This is a genomic window from Hahella sp. CR1 (assembly GCF_029813005.1).
GTDB lineage: Bacteria > Pseudomonadota > Gammaproteobacteria > Pseudomonadales > Oleiphilaceae > Hahella.
In genome coordinates this window covers 158,503-177,589 of the sequence record NZ_JAPELK010000002.1, presented here as the reverse complement: position 1 = coordinate 177,589, position 19,087 = coordinate 158,503, and the positions used below count along the sequence as shown (strand labels likewise).

Sequence of the window (19,087 nt, the reverse complement as noted above, 5' to 3'; positions counted from 1 at the left end):
ATATATGCACAGTATGTATAAAGCTATAGCGATAATACTTCTCTGGGGATGGAGCTTGCTCTCAGGCGCTCAGACGCTAACGCAAGAGCAAGTGCAGCAGTTTCTTTCGCTTCCTGAGGCGCAACAAAAGGCGCTTGCCCAACAATATGGTCTGGATATAAACGCTTTAAAAAAATCACAGGCCACCACAAGCCAGAAAAAACTTGAGCCAGCTCCGGAATCACCAGTCAGGCCATTGCCTTCTGAAGAGCAAGAGCGTTTTGCTGACAGTGGCGGACCTGACAGTCGTATTGATGAGTATGGATATGAATGGGAGCCGGACGAAGGGGCGTACTCCTATGAGCAAGACTGGCTGTTGCGCGATGATGAGCCGCCTGCCGATAGAGATCTGGGTCAAGATGTAGAGTATGAGAGAGATAGAAGCTGGTCTTCAAGGGAGGAAAACAGGGAGCGTTATAATAAGGATCGGCATAACAAGCAGTACAGGACTGACCGCCAAGACAAACGAGAACAGTTGGATCAGCGGGAGTGGCGAGAAAGACGAGAGAGAGAAGAGAGGCGTGATGCGCCTTCTACCGCCAATAAAATAAAACCATTTGGCTATGACCTATTTGCTGGTGCGCCAACCACGTTTGCACCAGTCACTGAAATACCTATACCCGCAGAGTATATCGTTGGACCTGGAGACACTATCCGGGTGCAGATGTTTGGCAAAGAAAATCAACTACACGAGCTGATAGTCACCAGGGACGGTCAGATTCAGATACCTCAAATAGGACCAATTCCCGTGGCGGGCTTGTCTTTCAACGAGTTGAAAGATCAATTAACACGTTTGATTCAACAAAAATTTATTGGCGTTGAGAGTGCTATTTCCCTGGGCGAGCTAAGAAGCATAAGGGTGTTTATCCTGGGCGAGGCAAGAACGCCGGGTGCTTATACGGTAAGTTCGTTATCTACCATGACTAATGCTCTGTTTGTCAGCGGAGGAGTGAGGCCTACTGGTTCGCTACGTAATATTCAGCTTAAGCGCCAAGGTAAGCTGATTTCCGCTTTGGATTTGTATGACTTACTGCTGAGCGGAGACACAAGCGCCGATCATCGCTTGCAGCCTGGCGATGTCATTTTTATCCCTCCCAAAGGTAAAGCTGTGGGCGTTGATGGCTATGTTCAACGCCCTGCTGTCTACGAGCTGAAGAATGAAAAGACGATATCTGGAGTTGTAGAGCTGGCGGGGGGGCTTCGGGCGGAAGCCTACCCGAAGTTCACCAAGGTGGAGAGGGTCGCCGATGGCTTTAAAAAGACGGTGCAGGACGTGAATCTCCTTACCAAGCAGGGGGAAAGGTTTGGCGTCAAAAATGGTGACTTAATTACTGTCGGCGCCGTGGATGAACTTGTGGAAGGCTACGTGAAAATCTTGGGCGAAGTCAGCCGCCCAGGGGTATACGACTGGAGTCCGGGGATGCGGGTCAGTGATGTCTTGCACTCCATCAAATCAGGCTTAAAACCTTTGTCGGACCTGGAGTATGCGCTGATAGTCAGAGAAAAGGGCGCCTATAAAGACATTGAAGTTATTCACGTCAAACTAGGGGAAGCCCTTTCAAAACCAAGTAGCGCTGCAAATGTGGTTATGATGGATAAGGACCGGCTGCTGGTTTTTGATCGATATCGCAGCAGAAGCAAAATGCTGGCCGGACTGTTAAGAAAATTAAAGGCGCAGTCCAGCCCGGCCGAGAAAGAAAAAACATTCTCCGTTCTTGGAACCGCTCGCCTGCAAGGTAAGTTTCCGTTACCTGAAAACTACTCTGTGAAGGACGCTATCATTGCTGCAGGGGGGATAGACCCAGCTGTAACGGACCTCAATTACGCGCTATTGATAAGAGAGGTCAACCCGCGTGGAGATATTGCAGTTAAGGCGCTGGACTTGGTAGAAATTTTTTCTGACAAGCGAGATGCCGGCTATACGATTAAGTCCTTAGATAAGCTCATTCTCTTTAATAAAGATGCAATCAGGGAGCCGCTTCTTGAAGACGTTATTAGCAGGTTGCGAGAGCAAGCGCGCCCGGGCCGCCCCCCTCAGTATGTGACCATTGGCGGCGCGGTGAAGTTCCCCGGCTCCTATCCTGTTACGGAAAAATTCTCAATTGATCGGCTCATTCGTGCGGCGGGGGGATTGCTCGACTCTTCATATACGCTGCAGGCCGAAATATCGCGCATAAATGTCTCTTCTGCAAAAAGCGACTTGGAAGTATTTAATGCGCCTGTAAATACGCTGACTGATGGCGTGACGAGCGAGCTAAAAGCAATGGATAAGGTATTTATAAAAACTATACCTGAGTACGCGGAGCGATATACCGTCACTTTGGAGGGGGAAGTTCAGTTTCCGGGAGAATATGTAGTTAGAAAGGGTGAGACGCTATCGCAAGTCATCGAGAGGGCTGGGGGATTCAGCTCGAACGCCTTTATTAAGGGGGCGATCTATACAAGAGAGCGTTTGGCTGAGTTGGAGGCGGAGAGGTTGAAAGAGGCAGAGGCGCGCTTGAAAAGGGACTTGGCCTCACTGCAACTGCAATTGGCCAGGGAAGGCAACCCTGGGCAGGAAATATCTACATCTGATCTGGGCACATTGGAAAACTTGCTTAGCCAAGTCAAAGAGAGCAAGCCTCTGGGTCGTCTGGTAATAGATTTGAATGCGTTGATGCAAGGGGATAAGAAACAAGATGTCATTTTGCAGGAGGGAGATAGATTAATCGTTCCTCCAGTCACGCAATCTGTGACGGTCATAGGAGAAGTCCAGTTTTCCACCAGCCATATCTTTTATCAAAATCTTTCCGTTGAAGACTATATTAAACGGAGTGGCGGCGAAACGGCTCAAGCGGACGCGGGGCGTACTTATGTTGTAAGGGCAAATGGCTCCGTTTGGCTACCAGGCGGTTCCCCTTGGTTTAGCAGTGGTACGGAGAAGATAGGACCTGGAGACACTATCGTAGTGCCCCTGGAAACGGACAGGCTTAGTAAGCTACAGCTTTGGACGAATGTCAGTCAGATCTTCTATCAGATTGCTTTGGGAGCGGCGGCGGTTGCAAGTTTATAGCGTAAATAATTCCCTGGTGTAACTACATTAATGTAGTTACTGTTACTTTGTTCAGGAGGGTTTATGAAAAGATTATCTATCCAGATAGGAAGAGAAATGACCTTCTCTATGGACTATTGAACTATGGAAAGAAAGACTTTTCCTGTTATTGAAACGTACAAGGATAACGAAGTCAGTCTTAAGGACATATTTCGCACCTTGTGGAAGGGGAAGTGGCTAATAATATCCATAACCTTCATTTCAATTTTTTTTGCGATATTAATGGCGGTTAATAAACCGAATATATATAAGTCATCTGTATTGTTGACGCCGGCGCAGGAAGAGCAAAAAGGGGGGCTTGCAGGTCTTGCGGGTCAGTTTGGAGGGTTGGCCAGTATCGCGGGACTTAATATTGGCGGAGGGAAGTCTGAAGTAACAGAGGCGCTGGCTATCCTGAAGTCACAAGATTTTCTCACGCATTTTTTGAAAGAGGAAAATATTAAGTCCTCTCTGTTTATTAAAAACTGGGATAAAGAGAGTGGACAGTGGAAAAAACCGGGCTCTCTGCTAGGCGGACTCTTAACCTGGTTAAAGGGAGATGATGAGGAGGAATTATCTTCTCTCGAACCTTCCTGGCAAAAAACCTATCAGGTCTTTGTAAGTAAGCATTTAAGTGTATCTGAAGATCCTAAATCCGGGCTGGTAACGGTTTCTGTCATGGCGTATGAGCCAGAAGAGGCGGCGCATTGGGTAACCCTCCTGATTAATAAACTGAATAGCCATGTAAGGCTACAGAAAAAAGCTGAAGCCGAAAGAAGCATAGATTATCTAAATGAACAGATAAGGCTCACTGTAAATGCTGAAATGCAAAGAGTTTTATATCAGTTAGTCGAAGCGCAGGCCAAAGTGGCTATGTTGGCTAGCGTCAGGGAGGATTATGTGTTCAGGGTGATCGATCCTGCGTTTGTGCCAGAGCAAAAATATAAACCAAATAGATTTCAAATGGTGATCGTTGGCGCTATCGCAGGTTGTGTTTTTGGGGTTTTATTAGTTTTATTTATTCAGATTTTAACTGAAAGCAAGCAAAGTGAGTAAGCCTGTTATTGTTGTCCTTGCATTATCACTATTTATATAAATGATATGAGGATCTATCAAGCTAATGTGTGGAATAGGCGGTTTCTACTATAAACCTTCACACTGCGCGAACCAGGATGGCGCGGCGTTGCTTAAAGGGATTCTGGAAAAGCAGCGGCATCGCGGCCCTGATGCTTCCGCTTATTGGCTTAATAAGTCGAAAGCAATAGGGCTTTGTCACTCCAGGCTGGCCATAGTTGATTTATCTCCCCAAGGCAATCAGCCCATGCATAGCCCTTGTGGTGACTTGACCGTAGTTTTTAATGGAGAGATATATAACTATAAAGAACTGCGAACCCGGTATGAGGCGCTTGGATATAAATTTAATTCCAATTCTGATACTGAGGTTTTACTGGTCGCCTACCGGGTGAAGGGAGAATTGTTTCTTGATGAGCTAAGAGGGATGTTTTCCTTCGCACTTTTTGACCATCAGAGAAATATCCTGATTTGCGCACGGGATCCTGTAGGCAAAAAGCCTTTCATATACGCTGAAACTAGTAGCGGATTTTATTTTTCTTCTGAGATCCCCGCATTGGGAGTGTTTACGGATATAAACAGAAGTATTGATCACTCCGCCTTGGCGGCGATGCTTTTACATAATCTTCGTCATATTCCTGAGCCACATACCGCTTTTCAAGGGATTAAAAGGCTTAGGCCAGGCCACGCAATGATTGTTCGCGAAGGAAGGCTGGAGTCAATGTGGCGGCATTGGAGTCCCACTCCCGGCATGGTGAGAGACGCCGCGGAACTGCGTGATGTAATTGAGAACGCTGTGGCTATACGGTCCCAAGCTGATGTTCCTGTTGGCGCATTATTGTCGGGCGGGGTAGATAGCTCCGCTATTGTCGCTTTGATGAAAAAGCACACCAACCAAACTATTCGAACCTATGCCTTCGGAGCTGGCCCTGAGGATGAAGATTTGTGCAGGGCGAGAAAGGTAGCGAGACTTTTCGGAGTGAGTCATAAGGAATTTTATTATGACGCTGATAGGCAATTTCAGGTTTTTAAAAGCTTGTTGGCGACCTGGGGGGAGCCAATCATGCTGTTGCCGCTTATTCATACTTATGAAATGTCTGAAGCGATTCATGAGGATGGAGTTAAGGTCGTCATGAGCGGAAATGGCGCTGATGAGCTGTTCTTCGGTTATACCGGTCATTTCCATACTGCAAAAATATCAAAGCTTTTAAACGGCATAGCTTTATTTCTGGCATGTGCTCGAATTGCACCTGACAGTTGGAGAAAGGGGCCGCTAAAGTTTTTACTAGAAAGGCCAGGATTAAGGAAAGCGGCATATTATAAGTATAAGGCGGCTGAACAATGGCCTTTGATTATTCCTCCTGACATAGCCAGGACCATGCTGAACTATGTTTCCGAGGAAATGAGTTATTGGGGACCGCTTCTTCCAAATAAAGATTTCATCGATGAGTCCAACTATTTGGCTTTACTAATTGAGAATGCCCATTCAATAACAATTTCGTCTGATCTGCCCGCAATGATGGCCTCAGTGGAATTTCGAGCGCCTTTTCTTGATAAAGAAGTTATCGCAGCTGCGATGGGAATACATTTTAAAGATAAGGTGCGTAAAGGCGGAAGTGGAGAGGGTCTGAAATATATTCTCAGGGAAGCAGTGGGAGACTTGATCCCAAAAGAAATACTGCATGCGCCAAAGCGAGGCTTTGGTATGGGTATTCAGGAAGAAGATGTTTTAAAGGGACCGTGGCGAGATGTAGGAAATCGTCTTTTTACCGGAGCGGATGACTGCGAGGGCCTATTTGACGCAAAAAATCTGAATGGTGTCTGGAATCGGTACCTGGGAGGAGACAGTCGCGTCGATACAAGCACTGTCGCGAGGCTCTTCGCCATACAACTCTGGAGGAATCATGAGAGCGCTGACTTCTGAAGCGGAAGCCCTTTGGTTGGACTTCTTGAACAACTCTGACAATAGAGGGCACGCGGAACGGATTATTTTGGGCGACAGCCTCCAACGTCATTACGAAGCTTGTTCTCAGTCATCTCGCGAGGTAGTTCGGTGGGTCTCCCAGTATGTAGACAGAAATAATGTAAAAAGCATTCTTGAGGTTGGCTCTTCTATTGGAATGAACTGCGTGGCCCTCGCTGAAGAGTATCCGGGAGCTAAAGTGACTGGTATTGAGCCTGAACACGAAGCAGTTAAGGTGGCGGAAGCTTTATCTAAGGAAGTTGCTACTTGCCGATTTGTCCTGGGCTTCGGCGAGAGCCTGCCTTTTGAGGATGGTGAGTTTGATCTGATTTTATGTAGTACGGTGATTGAGCATGTCAGGGACGTAGAGAAAGTCATCAGTGAAATGACGCGGGTGCTATCAAAAAATGGAGTGATATACATTGAAGCGCCAAACTACATATGGCCCTATGAGCCGCACTTACAAATATGGACGATACCAAAGCTGGGAAAAAAATGGATGTCTTTGTGTGCTCTGGTTCAAGGTAAGAGAAGACAGGCGCTCTTTTTAGATCACTTGCAGCTTGTTACGCCTCATCAAATTAAGAAATTACTGCTTAATAATGAACTCGCTATCAGAAATGTATTTTATGAAAAAGTAGAACGCTTATTGCTCGGTAACTCTGTGGCGATAAAGGCGTACCCTGGCATAGCAAAGGCTCTTCGTATGCTGAATAAATTAGGGGTGGGAAAGGCAGTAATCAGCGTGATATTCCTAATTGGGCTTTACCCCAGTCTTATGTTTGTCGCTAAAAAGGGACAATGAATTGCTAGCCTTGGCGTCAATAAAAGTTATAAAGCCGTACTTAAGCACACTTTCAAGTGGTTATATCCTGATGTTCGTAACAATGCTGACTCAGCTTATTACGATACCTCTATATCTTGACCAGTACGAAAAGTGGGGGTTTGGAGTTATTTCCATGATGCTTGCCGCAATACCTCTCCTGGCATTAGGAATAACTTGGGTTAGCGGCGGAGGGGCGCGTCTTATGGGGGAGGCGGTTGCTAAACAGGATATTGCTGGCGCCCGTCAGATCTACTCAACATCAAAGTACCTATTTACAGGTTATGGACTTATCGTTGCGGTGCTGCTTGCGATAATTGGAGTTTACTTTCAGAGTTACTGGCTTAGCGGGGCTCCTGACTCCTATGCAATATCTAATTTTCACTCCTTAATTGCATGCTTTTGTATATACATTATCATCCAGTATGAGTTTTCCGCTGAGCTGGCTGCGTTTGCTGCGACGAAAAAACAGCACGAAGGTAATGTATTGCAGGTTATAAGCCCTTTGATTATGGCTGTCTCAGTATATCTTATGATCTTGTCTGATATCGGTATGCAGGCGGTATTTATAGCCATGGCGCTTGGCTTCCTGATAATGCGAATATGCACCCACTTTTACTGGAGGAAAATGTCCAGCCACGGACATTATGTGATTTTACAGCGCCCAGATAGGGCGCAAATAGAAATTGCCTCTAGAATGCTTAAGAGCTTTGCGGCAGGGTACTCAATATATGGAGTATTACTTCTATTTATATTCTCGGATGTAATCATTGTTGGGTATTTAATGGGGGCGGAAGCCGCCGCTACTCTTACTCTGATTTGGAAAATCCCTAATCTTCTGATGCAGACATTGTGGAGAATTCCCGGATATGCTGAGCCATATGTCATTCACATGGATGCCAAAGGTGAGAAGGAGAATTTGCGAAATCTCTTCAAAAAAGGATTTTTCGCTTATGGAGTGATGTGCTTTGTGGCGGCGACGGTGTTTTACTTTGCAGGAGAAAGCATACTAAAGGTATGGGTGGGTAATATTTCCGAGCTTTCAGGCGATTTTAATTACTTAATGTGCGCCGGAGCTGTTTTATTTCTTAGTCTTGCCCGATGGCCGGTTAGCTTCCTTTATGCAATGGTTAGATTGCGTATGCTGATAAAAGTTATGGCTGTTGAGTTGGTTTTTAAAATTGCACTAATACTTTCACTGTATGACTATTTTGGATTTATTTCTCCAATTGTGGCGGTAAATGTTGAATATATACTAGGGTTGGCTCTAGCCTATTACTTTATAATAAAAAAAGAGAGATTGATCTAATGAAGATATTAGCGATTCATGTCGGTCATAATTCCACTGTCGCAGCGATGGAAGATGGTGAGATTAAAGGCGCGTTAAGTCAGGAGAAGCTGGATAATAAGAAGAACTCCGCAGATTTTCCGGTGGATGCCATTCGCTCTCTTTGCAGAGAGTTGGGATGGCGTGCGGACGAGATAGATAAAGTGCTGATAGCAAGCTTGGAAGTCTTTCCTGCTATTTGTTACGACTATCTATTTGGATCTACTCCAGAAACCCAGACTTCCCTGAGCATAGCGGAGCTTATCAAAAGAGCCGAAAAAGGTATTGCCGGACGTTTGGCTCCTAAAGCATTTGACCGACTTAGGACTATTCGGGCAAATCAGCTAAAGGAGATGGGGGTAGAGGAGCTACAAGTTAACTTAAAAAAAGCAGGACTTGAGCAAAAATCCATAGAGCATATTGAGCATCATACCTGTCATGCTCGTGCGGCATTTCACTCATTTTGTTCAACTCCATCAAAAAAAGACGCACTTATATTTACCTTAGATGGTAGCGGCGACGGCTTATGCGCCACTGTGAGCATTGCTCGCGCTGATGGCGGTTGGGAGAGGTTGGCTGAAACGCCGATGAGGTCTTCCCTGGGGGGGATATATAGTAACACTACTAGATTTTTAGGCATGAAGATACTGGAGCATGAATATAAAGTAATGGGATTAGCTCCTTATGCAAAAAGCTACTATCTGAAAACCTATGAAAAGATTTTTAAACCGGTAATAGATTTAGATCCACATAACCCGCTTAGCTTTTCATCCAATGTGGATACGACGAAATTCTATGATTATCTGGTGGAGAATGCAGTTGGAGAGCGTTTCGACAATATCGCCGCCGCGTTACAGCATCTAACGGAAGATCTATGCATTCGCTGGATTAAAAGTGGAATAGAGAAAACGGGACTGCGGGATATATTTGTTGGTGGCGGAGTTTTTATGAACGTCAAGCTAAACCAGCGAATTAAGGATTTGGAAGAAGTTGACACTGTCTGTTTTATGCCTTCATGTGGCGATGAGTCTAATCCCATTGGCGCCTGTTATGACTATGCTGCGAGAAGCGGTCATCCCACAAAACCATTGAAAGACTTATTTCTGGGGATCGGATACTCAAGGGAGGATTTTGTTGATTACATAGAAAAAACGAGGTTGAGTGAGAAGTATAAGATTCAGGAGTTTGATGAGATAGAAGTAAAAATTGCGCAACTGCTTGCAAGCAAAAATGTCGTTGCAAGATTTCATGGCCGCTGTGAATGGGGAGCCCGTTCATTGGGTAATAGAGCCATATTGGCGCACCCAAGCTATATGGAAAGCTTCTACACAGTTAATGACTTGATTAAATCCAGAGACTTCTGGATGCCTTTCGCTCCCAGCATCCTCGAAGAGCATGCTTCTCTTTATTTGCAAAACTATAACCCGGAAAAATCCGAAGCGCCTTATATGATATGTACATATCAGGCGACAGAGGAAGGGGTCGCCCAGCTGCGCGCTGCGATCCATCAAGGGGACCACACGTTGAGGCCTCAGGTCGTCAAAAAGCAAGTGAATCCTGACTATTATAGGCTGATCCATGAGTTCCATGGCCTTACAGGCGTAGGAGCTGTTTTAAACACGAGTTTCAACCTTCATGGCTATCCGTTAGTCGCCACGCCAGAACAGGCAATTATGACTTTTGAGAACTCAGGCCTGCAATATTTGGCGCTTGGAACATTTTTAATCTCAAAATCATAGCGTTGCTATGGGCCAAGAATACAAGGTACGCAATTATGAACGATATAGTGCGGCTCTCAGAAGATAGAGTGGCTTATTTTGATCATGACTCCACTGCTGTACATGCTGTTTCACCGGTTGTAAACACTGTTCGCTCACTCCTCAATAATCCGGCTTCAGTTAATTTGTTGGATGTGGGAGGAGGGAATGGGACTTTTTTGGATACTATGCTGAGCTCTATGCCTGAATCAAGGGGGACAATTGTCGAGATGAGCCAAGTAATGGCTGACAAAAATACATCCCGTCACAACAAGGAGGTCGTATGTGATAACTACTTGGATTGGGCTAACAGAAAGCTAGATAGTAATGAGAGGTTCGATGTCATTTTTTTTAATTTCGTACTCCATCACTTTGTCAGTGAAAGCTGGGCGTCATCTGTAGCATTACAGAGGAAAGCTTTAGAAGTATCCAGAGAGCTACTTACAAAAAATGGTGTGATTATTGTTTATGAAATTCACTATAACGGAGGGTTGTATAACGAGGTAGCGAGTAAGATAATATTCGGAATTTCGTCCAGCAGGCTGTTGGCTCCGTTTGCGAAATTTATGGGAGCTAATACTGCAGGATTTGGTGTTTGTTTTCACTCAGAACCTTTTTGGAAAGAGCTTTACTATAATCAAGGGTTGGTGTGCAAAAAAGAGTATTTGATAATGAAGGGGGCTTTTGAAGGCTTTATGCCGAAGCTTCATAAGGTTTTTTTGAATATAAAAAGTATGAATTATAAAATCCACTTTGTTGGAAAATAATAGAAATGCTTCTGGCCTTTCTCATAGTCTCTTGTGCTTTGGTTGTTGGGCTTTGGCTATACGATACTTGTCGTCTGGGTGTCTCCAAATCCTGCTTGAATCATTTTTGGTTTTTCTCGCTGTTATGGATAATATATTTTCCATTTAGAGGGGTTTTGATTGACCAGGGAATAATTTCTCTCCAAGTTAGCAGGGATTGGCGTGAGTCAGAGCTTATTATTTCGCTATTAGTGGCATTCTTGTTTTGGGTTTCTGCATTTTTCGGCTATTTGTCATTAACGGGCAGCAACCAGCATTTTATAGCGAAGAGAGAGGCGGCGGTAAGGTATCCAGGGATTAAGGTGTTGGTGTTGGTTTCTCTGGCCTGGGTTTTCCTTTTTGGTCGAGTTATACAAGACGGTGTTTTTGTCCCATTTCAAGGTAACGAGCAAAACGAAATGAGGACGGGGGGAGGGCATGTATTCCTATTTTCAGAACTCTATTTGAACGCGTTTTTCTCCTATGTATGCATTATTTGGATTTATAAAAGGAGGCCTGCTAAAGATAATGTTTTTTGGATTGTCGTTGTGGCTGTATTGATTACATCTCTTGTTATGACAGTTGCGCTGGCTTCCAGGCGTATTATATCAATGACAGTATTTGTTTTGGCGGTGTGCTATATTTTAAGGCGGCGGCGCGGAGTGGCGTTGGCGCCAGCTTTGATACTTTCTTCCATATTTATGGCGCCGCTTCTGCAGACTTTGAGATATACTGATCCGTACTTATTTTTATCTGAAGATATATCTGTCAGCAAGATAATTCTAAGTGCATTTGTTATGAGAAATTTTCTTACTTCTTTATCTTCCTCTTTTGAAGGTATCGACCACTTAGCTGCGTTTTTGGAGAAGGCTGATTTTAATCAGATTGTATTTGGAGTTGATGGGGGTGTGGCTTGGGTTTTCAACTTTTTTTTAGGAGCTGTTCCCAGGGCGTTGTGGACAAGTAAACCTGAAATATATGGAAGCATATCTGAACAGAAGTTTCTTTATCCTTGGATGTATGAAAATGGATCAGCTACAACAACTTTGCCATCAAGCTTTGTTGTTGATTTCATGTTTGGGATGGGTTTTTTTGTAGGTATTTTCTTTGCCTTCTTTTTGGGAAGACTGTTTAAAATTCTCTATTTTAAATTATGGTCTAATGATGAAAATTATGCCGGAAAATCAATTTCCATATTTGTTTTGGCAAATATTTTTAATATAGTCAGAAGCGGAACTGGATTTACTCAGCCGTTAATTATATTTTTGATCTCATCGGCAATTATATTAGGCCCGCGCCGTATATATGCAGAGGTTAAGGAAATGGTTGAGATCGTGCTAGGGTTAAGATGCTGTAAAGTTGAGGGTGGTGTAAAGGATTTGGCTTTGAATTCTGGTTAATATTATGAGTGCAATATATTTCTATCCCCATGGTTACTTTAGAGACCGTCAACTAGATACGGTTAGGAATTGGCCAGGAGAAGTCGCTAACCCAGATGTTGGCAAACAGGTGGGAAAGCAAGTCGCCTCTAAAAAGTCTATTGCTGGCGCTGGTATAAAATCTTGGGTTAATAGAGTGCCATTGATTAACTTTAAGGTCAGGCCCAAGGGGCTTGATGATCATACTGTTGTCTATGTATGGGGGGCTTTAGTCCTATCTGGAAAGTTTATTGTAGATTTAGATAACCCGTATAGCCTTACTGGATACAATATTAGAGCTTTCGGGTTATATAAGCCTATATTGAGGAAAACATTGCTTTCTGAGCGCTGTGTTCAGATAAGATGTATGAGCCGCGCTTGCCTGGAAAACTTACGGCTTACTTTGGGGGATGATGTGGCTGATAAAGCAGTTGTATCATATCCCTATATGCCTGTGGTTAAAGAGACGAATGTAACCCGTCTTGCTAAGGGGGGAGGAGTTAAGAGGTTTCTTTATATATCTACTCAGTTCGATATAAAAGGTGGGCGGGCGCTAATAAACGCATTTATAAATGCCTATAAAACATCTCCCAATATTTCTTTGGATATGATAACTCATCTTCCTGATAAATATAAAGATTTAGTTGCTGGTTGCCCTGCTATCCATTTTCACCCTGCAGAATATAGCCGGCGCGAAATAGCAGAAAAATTTATGAGCCATTGTGACGTTTTGATTCATCCAACCTACGTGGACTCATTTGGGATGGTGGTATTGGAGGCGATGTCATACGGAATGGCGCTAATTGCCACTGATGTGTACGCCATATCAGAAATGGTCAGGAATGAAGAGAACGGGGTTTTACTGCGGCCACCTATTTCGATATGGGATAAATACCTCCCATCTCCGTACTACTATCAACTTGGAAATATAAAGTCATTGATAGAAAGAGCGGATGATAGTGTTTTCTCTCGAGAATTGGAGAAAGCGATTGTCCATGTTGCTGAAGACGAAGAGCGTTTAAAGCGGTACAGGAAGAACAGCCTGGAGATTTTTTTGAGGGAGTTTGGCCGTCATGCTGCTTAGCGTTATTGTGCCTGCATTTAATGCCAGTGCGACTATAAGCGCGACTTTAAAAAGTATTAGCGCTTCCCTTGTAGATATCGCCTTCGAAGTGGAAGTAGTGGTGGTGGATGATGGAAGCGACGACGGTGATTCACTTGTGATCGCCATCAAGGACTATCCTTTTGTGCGCTTGGTCGTGCATGAGTCTAATAAGGGGATGTGCGCCGCTCGTAACACAGGAATCAAGGCCAGCCGAGGCGATTTTGTTACGATCCTGGATGCGGATGATGAGTTTGTCGAAGGTTGGCCTGAGCGATTGCAGTCAATCATTTCTGAATGGCCGGAAGATTGCCAATTGTGCTACAGCGCATGTGTAAATTCTAACGGCTCCCCTACTGTCTCAGAGCCAGCTTATCGTGGCAGATTGACCTACGAGGATCTTTTGAATGAAAGGCATTCAGGAGAATATTTGCCTGTTTTTCGTGGAAATTTTGTAAGAACTCAACTATATCAAGACTTAGGGTTGCGAAAGTCTTGTGGGATAGTTAGTTACCTCTATTTCGCAAAAGAATGCGACTTTTGGATTACCCCCATCATTTTAAGGATATATCACGATCAAAGGCAGGGCTCTGTTTCCAGTGGTTGGTTAACGGAAAAGAAAGCCAGAGAGACGGCCCTTTGTTATGAAAAGCTCTTTCAAGAATTCAGCGCTGAGTATCGACGGTACGCTCCCAGAGTTTATCACACCAAAATGTTGCGCTACGCCGTATACCGAAAAGTCGGCAACTTGTCAGGAATATGGCGTCCCTGGCTACAGGGCTTTTCCATGCGCGCTATACCCGAGTTTCTAGCTACGGCTTTTATTCTTGTTATGGGAGAGGGGGTAATGCGCCCTCTTATAATGTTCGCACGTAGAATCGGAGTACTGAGAAAATATGGATAATACACTGGACGACTCTGAATTTTATGAAGATTTTTGGCGTGACGCAGGCTATCAGTATGCGTATGCGATGGATTCGGCGGTTAGAGATCGCTTTCCTGCAATCGAGAAAGTCTGGGGAGGGCTGCGTCGGCCGCACCGGGTCTTGGACTTTGGGTGCGGTAATGGCGTTCTGTCATACTGGATGTATCAGAATAGCTTTGCTTATAAGGTGCTCGGTGTAGACGTCAGTAGAACTGGAGTTCGCAATGCACACCGGGAGTTTGCTCAACCGGGGTTGGACTACAGGGTTATTTCCTCTCCGATGAATGTCAGGCAGTTGGGCGCATTTGATGCGGTTGTTTCTTCCCATGTGCTTGAACATATTCCAGATGTTGATGAGGCTTTAGCTTCATTGAAGGGCGTCGCCAAGTGGTATGTATTTGAAGTGCCACTTGAAGACTGCCTGTTTCAGACATTGAAGTGGGCTCTCTTAAATAAGCCAAGGCACGAGAACTCGCTTGGACACGTTCAATTTTGGACTCGAAAAAGTTTCCGTGATCTATTGGCAAGGCATGGATATGTAGTCATACGTGACTATAACTATGCATCGGCGCCGTTTTCGCCCTACAACTCTAATTGGGTCAGAACGGCGGAAAAGTTGCTTTTGAAAACGGCGGGGTTGAACCTATATTCCAAAATAATGGCTACTCATTACGTTGTTTTAGCGTGTGAAAATCCCTGGCAGTAATAATACTAATAAAGCCCAATATGACGATGGTCATTCCAAGATGAAACTTAAGTCAAAAATACTGATAAGGAATATCCCTAATCTAGCTTCCTCCGATTATTGCTTTTCTAATGCTCTGCTAGAAGAGTTAACTAATTTCTGCTCCATTAAAGAAAAAGATATTGCTGTTTTAGATTTTGGCTGTGGAAATAAGCCGTGGGCCTCTTTTTTTTCTAATGTTAGTCGTTATGAAGGGATAGATGTATATAGAGGGAAAAACGTCGATATTGTGTATGATGGGGGAGAGATTCCAGTACCGGACGAGACGTATGACCTAATTTTTAGTTCTAGCGTTCTTGAGCATGTAAAAGATATAAATATCACGCTAAAGGAAATTGAGCGTATTTTGAAAGAGGGAGGGGTGTTTATTTCCGTTGTGCCCTTTACGAATCATGTTCACGGAGCCCCATTTGACTTTCATCGTCCGACTAGGCATGGGTGGGTCGAACTACTGGGGAGTGCATTTGGCAAGAAATCGTCTATAAGAGTTGAGCCAGTAGATAGCCGCTTTTCTTGCCTAATGAACATAATCACTTCTTACTTTAATAATTCCTTATACAAATTTCTTAAGAAAGCAAGTCGCCTAGCAAAACGTAATCCAGTAGAGAGAAGTATTGCGATAAATGATGGCGGCGCTAGTCCTGAGTCAGCTTCACCCTCAGTGCGTGCCGCATACATACTGGCGCAGCTCAACCCCATTAATTTTTTATTTGGTCTTATGTCCTATATTTTTGGTGGGAAGGTTAACTGTAAGGAAACAGAAGGAGAAATCACCTCTGGTTATAAGCTGGTTGTAGTCAAATCATATGGATGATGTGGGCAAAATTACCTGTGAAAGTATTAATTATATTTACCAGCAGTGAGTTAGGTGGTGCGGAGCGTAGCCTTACTAAAATGGCTAAAGCCGCCGCAGACTCAACTCCAGGCATAGAATATTTTTTAGGGACTCTGGATGGAGTAGGGCCTTGGTGTGAGTGGGCGGAGGCTATTGGCATGTCTCCCTTTGTGTTTGGAAAGCGTCAGGGGCGACATGGTCGATTTGGGCTCTCCGCTGTTCTTGGCGCTACCAGGTTTGTGAGAGAGAATAAGGTAGACATTATCTATATTTTGGGTTTTCGCTCCTCTGTCTTTTTTAGACTCCTTAGAGGGTTTATGCCTGGCGTGAAGGTTGTTCAAGGCATTCGATGGAACCCTAACTCTTTCAGCAAGCTGGATGTTTGGTTTCGGCGTGTAGAGCGGTATGCGCACAGAGTAACCGACGGCTATATCACTAACTCAATCGCTGCGAATAATACTTTGCAGCAACTTGGCGTTCCTGCAGACAAGCTTGTAACGGCCTACAATGGGCTTGATGCGATACCCTCGGCCAGTGAGCTGGCGCCAGCGTCTTCGCCTTTAGTCATCACTGTTGCGAACCTGAATTATCGAAAAGGCTATGAGCCATACCTGTTTGCCATTTCGAAAGTTGTGGAAGCTATACCTATCGCCAAGTTTGTTTTTTTGGGTAGAGACGATTTAGGGGGCGTCATCCAGAGCAGGATTGATTCAATGAATCTTGGGAGCTCGGTTACTTACGCGGGATTTCAAAAAGACGTAAGCCCCTATCTTAGGTCTGCCTCTTTAATGGTTTTACCTTCATTGTATGGCGAAGGATGCCCTACATCCGTCATGGAAGCGATGAGCTACGGGGTGCCTGTCGTTGCTTATGCGATAGATGGCGTTCCAGAGTTGGTTGAATCTGGAAAGGAGGGGCTGTTAGTGGAGCAGGTTGGCGATATAGACGCATTGGCAAATGCCATTACCGCGATTCTGCAAAGTCCCGATTTGAGAAATGAGCTATCTAAGGCTGCCAGATCCAAGGCGGAAGTCTGCTTCTCCATAGCCAATTGTTGCCAATCTCATGAGCAATTCTGGAACAGAATAATCTATCGAACTGCGCAACTGGCCGCATACAACGGAAAGTAAAAAGCGACTAACAAAAAAGGCTCAAGCAGCGCAGCCCATAGCGCGGCGATAAGGTGGAAGCTTCTACTTATGTGTGGAATCTTAGGTTGGATTGGCGCTCAATTAAACGTACAGCTCGCAAATCAAATGCTGGATCAGTTGACGCATAGAGGGCCGGATGATCGTGGAGATTGGTTTCATCCCGATCATAACGTTTGGCTTGGGCATCGGCGTCTCTCTATTTTGGACTTGAGCAGTGCGGGAAAGCAGCCTATGCGTAGTGAAAGCGGGCGCTGGACGCTAACATTTAATGGAGAGATATATAACTTCCAACAGCTCAGAAATCAGCTTTTAGAGGAAGGTTGTCAGTTTAAAGGAAGTTCAGATACGGAAGTTCTATTAAGAAGTATAGAGCAGCGTGGCGTTGTGAAGACTTTAGGGCGGTTGGTCGGAATGTTTGCTTTCGCCGCATATGATATCTACGACAGAAAGCTCTATCTGGCGCGAGATAGAATGGGGGTAAAGCCTCTTTACTATTCTGTTGATCGTGACGAAATCGCTTTTTCCTCGGAACTGGGGCCTTTAAGGCGCCTGCCTTGGTTTGACGCTGAGGTTAATAGCGATGCGATGCACGCTTATTTTCGGTATCTAACTGTTCCCGCTCCCATCTCTATTTTTAAGCAGATACATAAGGTAAAGCCTGGTGTTTTGATTGAATGGTCGCAAACGTCGGGTTTGCAAGAGAGCGCTTATTGGTCAATTCGAGAGTCCGTAAGCAATGGGATGTTGGCCCGAAAAGAAAGGGGGGGGCTCGACATCAAGACAGCTGCGGATGAGATGGAGTCCATTCTTAGTGAGTCGGTCTCTCTTAGAATGATTTCAGATGTGCCACTGGGGGTTTTCTTATCTGGCGGTGTGGATTCTTCCCTGGTTGCCGCGATGATGCGCAAGATTTCAAATGGCGCTATTTCCTCTTTTTCTATTGGTTTCGAAGAGCTTTCGCATGATGAATCGGCCTATGCGCGGGACGTGGCGCGAAGCTTGGGGTTGGATCATCATGAGACTATTTTGACAGAGCGCGATGCGATTGACTTGGTTCCTGAAATTGCTGGCGCACAAGATGAGCCCTTTGCCGATAACAGCATTATTCCTACCTATCTGTTAAGTAAATTTACGCGGGAGAAAGTTACTGTTGCGCTTTCCGGCGACGGGGGGGATGAGCTTTTCGCTGGCTACCCGAGGTACTTTTGGGGTGACCGAATTAGTGCGCTGAGAAAAGCGCTGACGCCAGTGGGGGCGAGAGCAATTGGTGGGTTATTAAAATCCACGCCTGCTACGTTTTGGGATGGTTTTATTCATCGTTTAACGCGAGGGCGATTTACTGGCAGTGAAGGGTTGGCCTATAGAGTGCGCCGTTTTGCCGATTACTTGTCCACTCCAGAGAGTGAAGCTTACAGAAAGATAATATCGGTATGGGACTCGCCGGAGTCGCTGGTGGGGATGAGAGAATTGCATGACTGGAGCCCCACGATAGGCCGCTACAGGGAAATGCCATGGTCAGAGCAAATGATGGCCTGTGATCAAGAGCATTATCTGCCCAATGATATCCTCATGAAGGTGGATTGGGCGTCTATGCAATGCTCATTGGAAGCGAGAGAGCCGCTACTTGACCATCGCTTGGTTGAGTGGGCTTGGACATTGCCTTTTCAGTTTAAAAAGGCGGAAGGTGTTGATCAGGGTAAGCGGGTGATGAGGGAGCTATTGTACCGTTACGTGCCGCCACGCTTGATCGAGCGTCCAAAGAAGGGGTTTGGACTACCTATGGACCGGTGGCTAAGAGGAGCGTTACGAGAATGGGCGGAGTCTCTATTAACGAAGTCGGCAATGGAGCGCTCGCGTTTAGCAAATTTCGAGTTGGTGGCGAGTATGTGGCGCCGCCATCTTGGTGGTGAAAATTTCTCTTCACAATTGTGGACGATACTCGTCTTCAGGAGTTGGGAAGAGAGGATCATGCAAAGTCGTAGAAAAGAAGTAGTTGTACCACCGGTTGCGCTTGTTTGATCAAGTAGCCCGGAATACCCGTAGTTATAAATTTAAAAAATCGCTCAAGGGGGTGTT

14 protein-coding genes are annotated in these 19,087 nt (G+C 45.0%); all 14 read left to right on the top strand.

Annotation, left to right across the window (positions count from 1 at the left end; genetic code table 11):
* The first annotated feature begins 4 nt into the window (after nt 1–4).
* Complete coding sequence (locus tag ONV78_RS06290; RefSeq protein WP_279501980.1) at nt 5–3,091, top strand: SLBB domain-containing protein; 3,087 nt, start codon at nt 5–7, stop codon at nt 3,089–3,091.
* Between the two features lie 123 nt (nt 3,092–3,214).
* Complete coding sequence (locus ONV78_RS06285) at nt 3,215–4,165, top strand: Wzz/FepE/Etk N-terminal domain-containing protein (protein WP_279501979.1); 951 nt, start codon at nt 3,215–3,217, stop codon at nt 4,163–4,165.
* A gap of 64 nt (nt 4,166–4,229) precedes the next feature.
* On the top strand, nt 4,230–6,104 hold the full coding sequence (gene asnB, locus ONV78_RS06280) for an asparagine synthase (glutamine-hydrolyzing) (RefSeq protein ID WP_279501978.1): 1,875 nt from the start codon (nt 4,230–4,232) through the stop codon (nt 6,102–6,104).
* Nucleotides 6,085–6,948, top strand: coding sequence for a class I SAM-dependent methyltransferase (locus ONV78_RS06275; RefSeq protein WP_279501977.1), 864 nt, complete (start codon nt 6,085–6,087; stop codon nt 6,946–6,948). The genes asnB (ONV78_RS06280) and ONV78_RS06275 overlap by 20 nt, the downstream gene beginning before the upstream one ends.
* A gap of 154 nt (nt 6,949–7,102) precedes the next feature.
* Entirely contained in the window at nt 7,103–8,275 is a 1,173-nt protein-coding gene (locus tag ONV78_RS06270) for a hypothetical protein (protein WP_279501976.1), read from the top strand.
* Nucleotides 8,275–10,032, top strand: coding sequence for a carbamoyltransferase C-terminal domain-containing protein (locus tag ONV78_RS06265; protein ID WP_279501974.1), 1,758 nt, complete (start codon nt 8,275–8,277; stop codon nt 10,030–10,032). The genes ONV78_RS06270 and ONV78_RS06265 overlap by 1 nt, the downstream gene beginning before the upstream one ends.
* 35 nt (nt 10,033–10,067) lie before the next feature.
* Nucleotides 10,068–10,817, top strand: coding sequence for a class I SAM-dependent methyltransferase (locus ONV78_RS06260; RefSeq protein ID WP_279501972.1), 750 nt, complete (start codon nt 10,068–10,070; stop codon nt 10,815–10,817).
* A gap of 5 nt (nt 10,818–10,822) precedes the next feature.
* Nucleotides 10,823–12,235 carry a hypothetical protein gene (locus ONV78_RS06255; RefSeq protein WP_279501970.1) on the top strand — a complete coding sequence of 471 codons (1,413 nt, stop codon included), beginning with the start codon at nt 10,823–10,825 and terminating at the stop codon, nt 12,233–12,235.
* A 4-nt stretch (nt 12,236–12,239) separates the two neighbouring features.
* Nucleotides 12,240–13,337 (top strand): glycosyltransferase family 4 protein, encoded by a 1,098-nt coding sequence (locus ONV78_RS06250; protein ID WP_279501969.1) that lies wholly within the window; start codon nt 12,240–12,242, stop codon nt 13,335–13,337.
* Nucleotides 13,327–14,259 (top strand): glycosyltransferase family 2 protein, encoded by a 933-nt coding sequence (locus tag ONV78_RS06245; RefSeq protein WP_279501967.1) that lies wholly within the window; start codon nt 13,327–13,329, stop codon nt 14,257–14,259. Before ONV78_RS06250 ends, ONV78_RS06245 begins: the two co-directional genes overlap by 11 nt.
* The gene (locus tag ONV78_RS06240) at nt 14,252–14,986 is read left to right on the top strand and encodes a class I SAM-dependent methyltransferase (protein ID WP_279501965.1); all 735 of its coding nucleotides are present in this window, start codon (nt 14,252–14,254) and stop codon (nt 14,984–14,986) included. Before ONV78_RS06245 ends, ONV78_RS06240 begins: the two co-directional genes overlap by 8 nt.
* A gap of 40 nt (nt 14,987–15,026) precedes the next feature.
* A complete protein-coding gene (locus ONV78_RS06235; protein WP_279501963.1) occupies nt 15,027–15,839 on the top strand; it encodes a class I SAM-dependent methyltransferase in 813 nt (270 codons plus the stop codon).
* 17 nt (nt 15,840–15,856) lie between these two features.
* Nucleotides 15,857–16,990 carry a glycosyltransferase family 4 protein gene (locus ONV78_RS06230; RefSeq protein ID WP_279501961.1) on the top strand — a complete coding sequence of 378 codons (1,134 nt, stop codon included), beginning with the start codon at nt 15,857–15,859 and terminating at the stop codon, nt 16,988–16,990.
* Nucleotides 16,991–17,059: 69 nt separating this feature from the next.
* Nucleotides 17,060–19,030, top strand: coding sequence for an asparagine synthase (glutamine-hydrolyzing) (asnB, locus tag ONV78_RS06225; protein WP_279501959.1), 1,971 nt, complete (start codon nt 17,060–17,062; stop codon nt 19,028–19,030).
* Nucleotides 19,031–19,087 lie beyond the last annotated feature (57 nt).